General features: G+C 70.4%; 7 protein-coding genes and 1 tRNA gene. 7 read left to right on the forward strand and 1 reads right to left on the reverse strand.

The genetic code is table 11. The annotated features are described in order from the left end of the window. The 3 genes from fdh to nrfD are packed head-to-tail and all read left to right on the forward strand — an operon-like array spanning window position 1 to window position 5,467. Complete coding sequence (fdh, locus tag BI335_RS20870) at window positions 1-3,309, forward strand: formate dehydrogenase (protein WP_267489876.1); 3,309 nt, start codon at window positions 1-3, stop codon at window positions 3,307-3,309. Beyond that, window positions 3,309-4,385, forward strand: coding sequence for a 4Fe-4S dicluster domain-containing protein (locus tag BI335_RS20875; protein WP_094433369.1), 1,077 nt, complete (start codon window positions 3,309-3,311; stop codon window positions 4,383-4,385). Before fdh ends, BI335_RS20875 begins: the two co-directional genes overlap by 1 nt. Further along, window positions 4,382-5,467, forward strand: a complete 1,086-nt coding sequence (nrfD, locus tag BI335_RS20880) for an NrfD/PsrC family molybdoenzyme membrane anchor subunit (protein WP_094433371.1) — start codon at window positions 4,382-4,384, stop codon at window positions 5,465-5,467. Before BI335_RS20875 ends, nrfD begins: the two co-directional genes overlap by 4 nt. Window positions 5,468-5,584: 117 nt before the next feature. Here nrfD and selD read toward each other — a convergent pair whose 3' ends face one another. Beyond that, a complete protein-coding gene (selD, locus tag BI335_RS20885; RefSeq protein WP_094433373.1) occupies window positions 5,585-6,574 on the reverse strand; it encodes a selenide, water dikinase SelD in 990 nt (329 codons plus the stop codon). Window positions 6,575-6,615: 41 nt separating this feature from the next. Here selD and BI335_RS20890 point away from each other — a divergent pair. The 4 genes from BI335_RS20890 to BI335_RS20905 form a co-directional block, all read left to right on the forward strand. Continuing rightward, window positions 6,616-6,711, forward strand: a tRNA-Sec gene (locus tag BI335_RS20890). A 60-nt stretch (window positions 6,712-6,771) separates the two neighbouring features. Beyond that, a complete protein-coding gene (selA, locus tag BI335_RS20895) occupies window positions 6,772-8,067 on the forward strand; it encodes an L-seryl-tRNA(Sec) selenium transferase (RefSeq protein ID WP_229119714.1) in 1,296 nt (431 codons plus the stop codon). After that, window positions 8,064-9,830, forward strand: coding sequence for a selenocysteine-specific translation elongation factor (gene selB / locus BI335_RS20900; protein ID WP_094433377.1), 1,767 nt, complete (start codon window positions 8,064-8,066; stop codon window positions 9,828-9,830). Before selA ends, selB begins: the two co-directional genes overlap by 4 nt. 612 nt (window positions 9,831-10,442) lie before the next feature. Beyond that, window positions 10,443-10,742 (forward strand): IS110 family transposase (locus tag BI335_RS20905; protein WP_144009081.1); only part of this gene is annotated, 300 nt, incomplete at its 3' end.

The raw sequence follows: 10,742 nt of genomic DNA on the forward strand, positions 1-10,742 counted from the left end.
ATGAAGCTGGGCAAGGTGATGCTGAGCTGGCCGGTGCTGCGCCAGTTCGCCAGCGGTGATCCCCTGGGTCGCGGTGCCGCGGTGACGAGCCCGCACACCCGCGAACTCACCCCGCGGACCGAGACCGCCGACCACGTCGCGCGCAGCGTCTGCCCCTACTGCGCGGTCGGTTGCGGACAGCGGGTGTTCGTCCGCGACGGTCAGGTGACCCAGATCGAGGGTGACCCCGACTCGCCGATCAGCCGCGGTCGGTTGTGCCCGAAGGGTTCTGCCAGCGAGCAGTTGGTGAACGCGCCCAACCGGCAGACCACCGTCCTCTACCGCCGCCCGCACGGCACCGAGTGGGAGCCGCTGCCGTTGGAGCGGGCGATCGACATGGTCGCCGACCGGTTCCTGGAGGCCCGGCGCAACAACTGGCAGGACACCGACGATTCCGGTCGCCGGTTGAACCGCACCATGGGCATCGCCGGACTGGGCGGCGCGACGCTGGACAATGAGGAGAACTACCTCATCAAGAAGTTGTTCACCGCTGCCGGGGCGATCCAGATCGAGAACCAGGCCCGGATATGACACTCCGCCACGGTTCCCAGTCTGGGGACCTCGTTCGGGCGCGGCGGCGCCACCCAATCGCTGCAGGATCTGAAGAACTCTGACTGCATCGTCGTGATGGGCTCCAACATGGCGGAGTGCCATCCGGTCGGTTTCCAGTGGGTGACCGAGGCGCAGCAGCGCGGCGCCCGGTTGATCCACGTCGACCCGCGGTTCACCCGCACCTCGGCGCAGGCGGATCGGCACATCCCGATCCGGGTCGGTTCCGACATCGCCCTGCTCGGCGGACTGATCAACCATGTGCTCAGCAACGAGCTGTACTTCCACGACTACGTGCAGCACTACACCAACGCGGCGGCCCTGGTGAACGAGGCCTATCAGGACACCGAGGATCTGGACGGGTTGTTCTCCGGCTTCGATGAGGAGCTGAAGGCCTACGACCCGACCACCTGGGCGTACGCCTCTCCCGAGGATGCCGCAAAACCGGCCGACGACGGGGTGCAGACCGGGGACGCCTGGGCCGATCACGGGGACAGCATCGGCGACGCCTCGCACGGCGAGTCGCACGGTTCGGGTGGCCCCGCCCTCGATCACACCCAGGTGATCCGCGACGAGACGATGACCGATCCGCGGTGCGTGCTGCAGCGGCTCAAGCGGCACTACCAGCGCTACACCCCGGAGATGGTCGCCGAGGTCGCCGGCATCAGCGTCGAGGACTTCCGCTATCTCGCCGACGCGCTCACCAGCAACTCGGGTCGGGAGCGCACGGCGTCGTTCTGCTATGCGGTGGGCTGGACCCAGCACAGCGACGGTGCCCAGATCATCCGGACCGCCTGCATCCTGCAGCTGCTGCTCGGCAACATGGGCCGCCCCGGCGGCGGGGTGATGGCGCTGCGCGGGCACGCCTCGATCCAGGGCTCCACCGACATCCCCACCCTCTACAACCTGCTGCCCGGTTACCTGCCGATGCCGTTCGCCGGCAAGCAGGACACCCTGGAGGAATACCTGCAGGCCGCGGGATCCAAGGTGCAGAAGGGATACTGGGCGAACGCCGACGCGTACGCGATCAACCTGTTGAAGGCCTGGTGGGGCGATCACGCGACCGCCGACAACGACTTCGGCTACGACCATTTGCCGCGGCTGACCGGTGCGCACGGCACCTACCAGACCACCTTGTCGATGCTCGATGACAAGGTCGACGGCTACTTCGTGATGGGCCAGAACCCGGCGGTCGGATCGGCGCACAGCCGGATCCAGCGCAAGGCGCTCGCACATCTGAAGTGGTTGGTGGTGCGCGATCTGCGGTTGATCGAGACCGCCACCTTCTGGGCCGACGGCCCCGAGATCGCCACCGGTGAACTGGTCACCGAGGACATCGGCACCGAGGTGTTCTTCCTGCCCGCGGCGAGCCATGTGGAGAAGGCCGGCACCTTCACCCAGACCCAGCGATTGCTGCAGTGGCGGGAAAAGGCGGTCGAACCACCGGGTGACGCGCAGAGCGAACTGCAGTTCTTCCACCTGCTCGGACAGCGGATCCGGGAGAAGCTGGCCGGCTCCACCGATCCCCGCGACCGCGGCCTGCTGGAGCTGACCTGGGACTACCCGGTCGACGAGCACGGCGAGATCATCCCCGAGGCGGTGCTGCAGGAGATCAACGGTCGGCACCTGAGCGGGGAGAAGGCCGGACAGCTGCTCTCGGCGTACACCGAGATGAAGGCCGACGGTTCCACCATGGGTGGCTGCTGGATCTACACCGGGGTGTTCGCCGACGACGTGAACCAGGCGAACCGGCGCAAGCCCGGTCGGGAGCAGGACGAGATCGCCTCCGAATGGGGTTGGGCGTGGCCGGCGAACCGCCGCATCCTCTACAACCGGGCCTCCGCCGATCCGGACGGAAATCCTTGGAGCGAACGGAAGAAGCTGATCTGGTGGGATGCGGAGCAGGGACGCTGGGTCGGGCCCGACGTGCCCGACTTCCCGGCCACCCTGGCGCCCGGCACCAAGGGCGAGGGCCGGGGCGGCCCGGAGGCACTGGACGGTGACGACCCGTTCATCATGCAGGCCGATGGAAAGGCCTGGCTGTTCGCGCCGAAGGGCCTGGTGGACGGCCCGCTGCCGACCCACTACGAGGCGGCCGAGTCGCCGGTGCAGAACCCTCTCTACGGCCAGCAGAGCAACCCGGCCAAGGAGGTCTTCAAGCGACCCGACAACCAGTTCGTGAACAACCGGCGGGCGGTGGAGGTGTTCCCGTATGTGTTCACCACCTATCGGCTCACCGAGCACCACACCGCCGGTGGGATGAGCCGCTTCCTGCCCTACCTGTCGGAACTGCAGCCGGAGTTCTTCTGCGAGGTGTCGCCGGAACTGGCCGAGGAACGCGGTCTCGAGTCCGGTGGCTGGGCGACGATCATCAGCCCGCGCGCGGTGGTCGAAGCCCGGGTCGAGGTCACCGACCGGATGACCCCGGTGACCTCCGGTGGGCGGGTGGTGCACCAGATCGGCCTGCCCTACCACTGGGGGGTCGGCGACCGGGCGGTGGTCAGCGGTGACGCCGCCAACGACCTGCTGGGGATCGTGCTCGATCCGAATGTGCAGATCCAGGAGTCCAAGGTCGGGATGTGTGACATCCGGCCGGGGCGCCGACCGCAGGGCAAGGGCGTCCTCGAACTGCTCGGGGAACTGCAGGGCGAGGCCGGTGAACAGGTCGATCCGGCCGGCGACAGCACAGCACTGGACGGTGAAAGGACAGGAGAAGGCTGATGGGCTTCTGGAAGCGGCAGCTGTCCGGGCCGACCAACCCGGCCACCGATGCCGGGTGGACGAGAACCGAATCCCGCAAGGGATTCTTCACCGACACCTCGATCTGCATCGGCTGCAAGGCCTGCGAGGTGGCGTGCAAGGAGTGGAACCACGTCCCGGTCCGCACCGAGGGCCGGCCGATGTTCGGCGGGGTGCTCAGCTGGGCGAACCAGTCCTATGACAACACCGGACATCTGGGTGCCGACACCTGGCGGCATGTGGCCTTCATCGAGCAGGGGCCCGAGGAGATCGCGAAGGCCCGGCGCAGCGGCGCGGTCGATCTCGGCATGCCGAGCGTCCGCGGCACCGAACCCGCCTCGGCGCTCGCCGAGCCGCCCGATCTGTCCGGGGCGGCGGCGCGGGAACCCGGGCTGAGCTCGGCACCGACCGCGCTGGCCGACCCCGACGACACCCTGCCCCCGGTGCGCTGGCTGATGAGCTCCGATGTCTGCAAGCACTGCACCCACGCCGGTTGTCTTGATGTCTGCCCGACCGGTGCGCTGTTCCGCACCGAGTTCGGCACGGTCGTGGTGCAGGCCGACGTCTGCAACGGCTGCGGCTACTGCGTCGGTGCCTGCCCGTTCGGGGTGATCGGCCGCCGCGATGACGGCCTGGTCGAGCTCGCCGACGGCAGCAGGGCCGAACCCGTCAACGGTGGCGTCGCGCAGAAGTGCACGCTCTGCTACGACCGGTTGAAGGCCGACCAGACGCCCGCCTGCGCGCAGACCTGCCCGACCACCAGCATCAAGTTCGGTGACCACGACGAGATGGTCCGGCTGGCCCGCGAACGGCTGGCCGAACTGCACGCCCAGGGGCGTACCGACGCCCGGCTCTATGGCGCGAACCCCGACGACGGGGTCGGCGGCACCGGGTCGGTGTTCCTGCTGCTGGACGAGCCCGAAGTCTACGGCCTGCCGCCGGATCCGATCGTGCCCACCGCCGTGTTGCCCAAGATGTTCACCATGGCAGGGATTGCGGGCACCGTGCTGATGGGTGCGGTGCTCGCGGTGTTCGCCGGGAACGGGGCCCGCCGATGACCACAAGGCCCTTCGACGAGGACCGCCCGCCGACCGACGGCCCACGCCGGCGGCGCTCCGACGGTCCGGGTGACGGGAAGCGTGGTGGCCGCCGGGGCGACCCCAATGCGACCGTGCCGGAGGCCGAGTTCACCAGCTACTACGGCCACAACATCGTCAAGCCGCCGCCGTGGGAATGGCCGATCCCGGCCTACCTCTTCCTCGGTGGCCTGGCCGCCGGTTCCGGGCTGGTCGCCGCCGGTGCCCACGCCACCGGGAAACCACGGCTGCGCAGCCGCAGCCGGATCACCGCGCTGGCTGCCGTCGCGGCCGGGGGAGCGGCTCTGGCTGCCGATCTGGGCCGGCCGGAGCGGGCGCTGAACATGATGCGGACGGTGAAACTGACCTCGCCGATGTCGGTCGGGTCGTGGATCCTCAGCGGATTCGGGGCCTTCACAAGTGCCGCCATCGGGCTGGAACTGGTCCGGTCCCGGTTGCAACCCGGCAGCGGCCTGGCCAAGGCGGCGGGGGTCGCGGACGGGTTGGCCAGCGCGGGCTCGGCGTTCTTCGCGCCACCGCTGGCGGCGTACACCGCCGTGCTGCTCTCCGACACCGCCGCACCGACCTGGCACGAGTCCTATCGGGAGCTGCCGTTCGTCTTCGTCTCCTCGGCGCTGGCCGCCGGCACCGGGATGTCGATGATCACCTCGCCGGTCAGCGAGACCAACGGCGCGGTCCGCCAGCTGGCCGTCGCCGGAGCGGTCTGCGAGCTCGGCGTCGGTGAACTGATGAAGCGCCGGCTCGGGGAGCTGGCCGAGCCGCTGGAACAGCCGCCGGCGAAACGCTGGCACAAGACCGCCACCGTGCTCACCGCCGCCGGGGCGATCGGGGCCGCGGTCTTCGGCGGTACGCGGATCGGCGCGGCGCTGTCGGGGGCGGCGCTGGTCGGCGGTTCGCTGGCGACCCGATTCGGGATCTTCCATGCCGGGATGACCTCGGCGAAGGATCCGCGCTACACGGTACGCCCGCAGCGCGCCCGCGCCGCGGCCGCCGCCGAACAGGGCCGCGGCATCACCCAGCCCGGCGGTGAATGGCCCACCTGAGTTTCGTGTCATCTCGACACGCTCGGCATTGCTCCGCTTCGCTGCGCATGCCGAGCTACTCGATGAGCGTGGGGTCATGCCCGGCTGATGCAGCGGGTGTGTGCTACGCGATGAGTGTCAGCGGATGGTCAGGGTGGGGCCGTCGCCGGCGGGTACCAGTTCGCCGATGACCGGGGCGCCGGGGATCTCACCGGCGAGCAGCAGGCCGCCGGAGGTCTGGGCGTCGGCGAGCAGGATCAGTTCCTCCTCGCCCAGGTCGGAGGACAGGTGGGGTGCCACCCAGTCCAGGTTGCGCCGGCTGCCGCCGGGGACGAAGCCCTCGGCCAGTGACTCGCGGGCACCGGCCAGCACCGGTACCGCGGCATGGTCGATGACCGCCGCCACCCCCGAGGCCCGGCACAGCTTGTAGAGGTGCCCGAGCAATCCGAAACCGGTGACATCGGTGGCGGCCTCGATGCCGGCGACCAGGGCCGCCTCGGCGGCGTCGGCATTGAGCGTGGTCATCGAATCGACGGCCTGGGGGAACACCTCACCGGTGGCCTTGTGCCGATTGTTCAACACCCCGACGCCGATCGGTTTCGTCAACGACAGCGGCGATCCCGGCCGTCCGGCATCGTTGCGCAGCAACCGGTCGGCGTGCCCGCGGCCGGTCACCGCCAGACCATAGATCGGTTCGGGGTTGTCGATGCTGTGGCCGCCGGCGAGCGGGGTGTTCGCCTGCCGGCAGATGTCCATGCCGCCGCGCAGCACCTCGGTCGCCACCTCGACGGGCAGCACCCCGCGCGGCCAACCGAGCAGATTGATCGCCAGCAGCGGCGTACCACCCATCGCATAGATGTCGCTCAGCGCGTTCGCCGCCGCGATCCGGCCCCAGTCGTAGGGGTCGTCGACCACCGGGGTGAAGAAGTCGGTGGTGGAGATGAGCACCGTGCCATCACCCCCGCTCGGGTCGAGCAGCACCGCGGCTGCGTCGTCACCGTCGTCCAGTCCGACGACCAGGCCGGGGGAGTCGGTGCCGGTCAGTCCGGCGACCATCTGCTCCAGTTCACCGGGCGGGATCTTGCAGGCGCAACCGCCGCCGTGGGCGTACGAAGTGAGGCGATCCATCCAGCCACCATAGAAGGCGCGCTAGGGTGCGGGATGCACAGGGAGGCGTCTGGGTTCCTGGTGGGCCCCCCGGTCTTCAAAACCGGTGAGATCGAGCACCTCGGTCTGGCGGGTTCGATTCCCGTCCGCCTCCGCCAACTGTCCCTGCGATGCTGGTTGCCGAGAAAGGGCCGGTCTGCCGAGAAAGGGAGCGAGTTGTGAGTGATCCCCGCCGGCGCATCCCGCGTACCGACGACCTGCTGGCCCGGCCGGTGATCCGCCAGGCCGCCGAACGGCTCGGTGTGGTCACCGCCCGGGATGCGGTACGCCGGGCGCAGGCCGAGGCCCGTGAGGGCCGGATCGCGCCCGAGCAGGTCGCCGAGCACGCCGAGCGGGCGCTCGCCGACCCGCCCCGGTCACGACCGGTGTTGAACGCGACCGGGATCGTGGTGCACACCAACCTGGGCCGGGCCCCGCTGTCACCGGTAGCGGTCGAGGCGCTGATCGCAGCGAGCGGCTACACCGATGTCGAGATGGATCTCGGCACCGGACGCCGCGCCCGCCGCGGTGCTGCGACGCTCGCCGCGCTGCGCGCCGCCTGCCCCGCCGCCGAGGACGCCCTGGTCGTCAACAATGGTGCCGCCGCGCTGGTCCTGGCGACCACCGCACTCGCCGCCGGCAAGGAGGTCGTGGTCTCCCGCGGGGAGCTGGTCGAGATCGGCGACGGCTTCCGACTGCCCGACCTGATCGCCTCCACCGGGGCCCGGCTCCGCGAGGTCGGCACCACCAACCGCACCCATCTCGACGACTATGCCGACGCGATCGGACCGGCGACCGGGTGCATCCTCAAGGTCCACCCGAGCAACTTCTGGGTCTCCGGATTCACTGCCAGCGTGGAACTTCCGGAGCTCGCCGGCCTCGGCGTACCGGTCATCGCCGACCTCGGATCCGGACTGCTGGAACACGACCCGGCACTGCCGGAGGAACCCGACGCGGCCAGTGCACTCACCGCCGGCGCCGACCTGGTCACCGCCAGCGGCGACAAGCTCCTCGGCGGGCCGCAGGCCGGGCTGCTGCTCGGCCGCGCGGAACTGATCGAGCGGCTGCGCCGCCACCCGCTGGCCCGCGCGCTGCGGGTCGACAAGCTCACCCTGGCGGCCCTGCAGGCGACGCTGGCCGGCCCTGTGGCACCGGTGACCGAGTGGCGGCGAATCGATCCGGGGGTGCTGCGGGAGCGCTGCGACCGGCTGGCCGCTGAACTGGGGGCCGCCGGCATCCAGGTCGAGGTGGTCGAGAGCATCGGCCACGTCGGTGGCGGGGGAGCCCCCGGCGTACCGCTGCCCGGGTGGGCGGTCGCGCTCGAGGAGGCGTACGCCGAACCGCTGCGGACCGGGGCGGTCGCGGTGCTCGCGCGGATCGAACGCGGCCGCTGCCTGGTGGACCCACGCTGCATCCCGCCGGAGCGGGATGCCGACCTGGTCGCCGCGATCGGTGCGGCGCGGGGCGCCCGGTGAGGGTCGTCGCCACCGCGGGCCATGTCGACCACGGCAAGTCGGCGCTGGTCCGCGCCCTCACCGGTACCGATCCCGATCGCTGGGAGATCGAGCACCAGCGGGGATTGACCATCGATCTCGGCTTCGCCCACACCCTGCTCGACTCGGGTGAGACGGTCGCCTTCGTCGATGTACCGGGCCATCAGCGGTTCATCGCGAACACCTTGGCCGGGGTCGGCCCGGCGCCCGCGGTGCTGTTCGTGGTCGCCGCCGACGAGGGGTGGCGGGCGCAGAGCAGCGAACACCTGGCCGCGTTGCGGGCGCTCGGCGTCCGCAACGGGTTGCTGGTGATCACCCGCAGCGATCTGGCCGACCCGGATGCGGCGCTGGCCCAGGCGAGTGCGCGGATCGCGGAGGCCGGTCTCGGTGCGTGGGAGGCGGTCAGCGTCTCCGCGCGCACCGGCGAAGGGCTGGCCGAGTTGCGGGCCGCGCTGGACCGGCTGCTGGCCGGATTGCCGGAACCGGACGTGACGGGCCGGGCCCGGCTCTGGGTGGATCGGGTGTTCACCATCCGCGGCGCCGGGACCGTGCTCACCGGCACCCTGGAGGCAGGCACCCTGACGGTCGATCAGCAGGTCGAGGTGGCCGGGTTGCGGGCCTCGATCCGCGGTCTGCAGAGCCTCGGGGAGCCGGTACGCCAGGCGCGGGCGGTGGCCCGGGTGGCGGTGAACCTGCGCGGGGTGGAGGTGGATCGGCTCGGGCGCGGTGATGTGCTCACCACCGGCAGTTGGTGGCTCACCGAGAGCGTGGACGCCCGCCTGGATGCGGGCTCAGAGGAGCCACCGGAGCAGCTGATGATGCATGTGGGGACGGCGGCGCTGCCGGTGCGGGTACGCCGGTTGGGTGGTTCGGATGAACTCGCGGTACGCCTGCAGTGGCAGGGAAAGCTGCCGCTGCACACCGGTGATCGGCTGGTGCTGCGCGACCCGGGCCGACAGCAGGTGCTCGGTGGGGCGGTGGTGCTCGATGTTGACCCGCCGGAGCTGCGGCGCCGCGGTGCCGCCAGGGCGCGGGCCGAGGCGCTCGCCGATGCCCCGGAACGGGTCGATGCGGGTCGCGAGCTGGCTCGGCGGCAGGTGCTGCGCACCGATCAGCTGGCGGCGCTCGGCGCCGACGAGACCGAACTGCCGGTGGCGACGATCCGGGTCGCCGACTGGCTGGTGCACCCCGATCGGTGGGCGACCTGGACCGCGCAGCTGAAAGCCGTGGTGGCGGCGTACACGGCCGCGAATCCTTTGCAGGCAAGGATGCCGGCGGCCACTGCGGTGACCGAGCTGGGGCTGCCCAGTGGATCGTTGATCGGGCCGCTGGCCCGGGCAGCCGGGCTGGAGCATCGCGACGGGCAGGTCGCCCAGCCCGGTGCGCAGGCCGATCTGGGTGCCGCCGAGGCTGGGGTGGCCGAGGTGGAGCAGCGGCTTGTGGTGCAGCCGTTCGCGGCACCCGAACGCGATGAGCTGACCCGGCTCGGGATCGGCCCGAAACAGGCCGCCGCCGCGGTGCGAATGGGCCGGCTGCTGGATCTGGGAGACCTGGTGCTGGTATCACCGCAGACCCCCGCGCGGGCGATGCGCGAACTGGCCGCGCTGCCGCAGCCATTCACCACCAGCCAGGCCCGGCAGGCACTCGGTACCACCCGGCGGGTGGTGATCCCACTGCTGGAACACCTGGATGCCCGCGGTTGGACCCGGCGCATCGACGCCGGGCACCGCGAAATCGTCAGGTGAGGGAACGCTCCTCGAGTAGGTCGACAGATGGGGGCTCCGCCCCCATCGCCCCCCGAACCACAACAGATGGGGGCTCCGCCCCCATCGCCCCCCGAACCACAACAGATGGGGGCTCCGCCCCCATCGCCCCCCGAACCACAACAGATGGGGGCTCCGCCCCCATCGCCCCCCGAACCACAACAGATGGGGGCTCCGCCCCCATCGCCCCCCGAACCACAACAGATGGGGGCTCCGCCCCCATCGCCCCCCGAACCACCCAGCAGCGACCGTGTCTTCACGCTCCTCGAGTAGGTCGCGCAGCGACCGTGTCGAGAGGTGCGCCTCAGCGAATCATCTCGACACAGTGAGGATGGTGGTGGGGGTCCGGTGGCCTTGGGGATGATGTCTTTGGGGTCTGGGTTGTTCGTTTGACCGATCTCGACACTGGCGCTGTTGGTTGGGTGCCTTGAACGCGACTTGTCGACGGCCGGCCCGCCGGGCCCCTCTTTCGGTTTGGATGGCCAGACCGGGCGGGTGTGACTTGATAGGACCTTGATCGGTGTCTCATCACTGTGGTGTCCGCCCGGCCTGGGAGGTCATCCCTCGATCCAGTTGTAGAGGGAGACATCACCCATGATGACCACCAACCATGCCACGCCTCAAGACCCGACCCCGGTGGTGGCCGGGGTCGATACTCATCAACGCACCCATCACGCGGTCGTGCTCACCGAGACCGGGGTGTTGTTGGCTGATCGGGAGTTCCCGGTCTCCCGCGCGGGTTATGCCGCGTTGGTGGACTGGGTCGCCGGCCACGGACCGATCACCGCGATCGGGGTCGAGTCGACCGGTTCGTATGGGGCCGGGTTGACGGTGCATCTGCTGGCGGCCGGGATCGAGGTGATCGAGGTCAACCGGCCCGATAAGACCACCCGG

The sequence above is a fragment of the Enemella evansiae genome, assembly GCF_002250705.1.
Taxonomy (GTDB): Bacteria; Actinomycetota; Actinomycetes; order Propionibacteriales; family Propionibacteriaceae; genus Enemella; species Enemella evansiae.

Coding starts and splice junctions, on each gene's coding strand:
- BI335_RS20875 (WP_094433369.1), top strand. CDS start 3,309: ATGGGCTTCTGGAAGCGGCAGCTGTCCGGGCCGACCAACCCGGCCACC.
- selD (WP_094433373.1), bottom strand. CDS start 6,574: ATGGATCGCCTCACTTCGTACGCCCACGGCGGCGGTTGCGCCTGCAAG.
- nrfD (WP_094433371.1), top strand. CDS start 4,382: ATGACCACAAGGCCCTTCGACGAGGACCGCCCGCCGACCGACGGCCCA.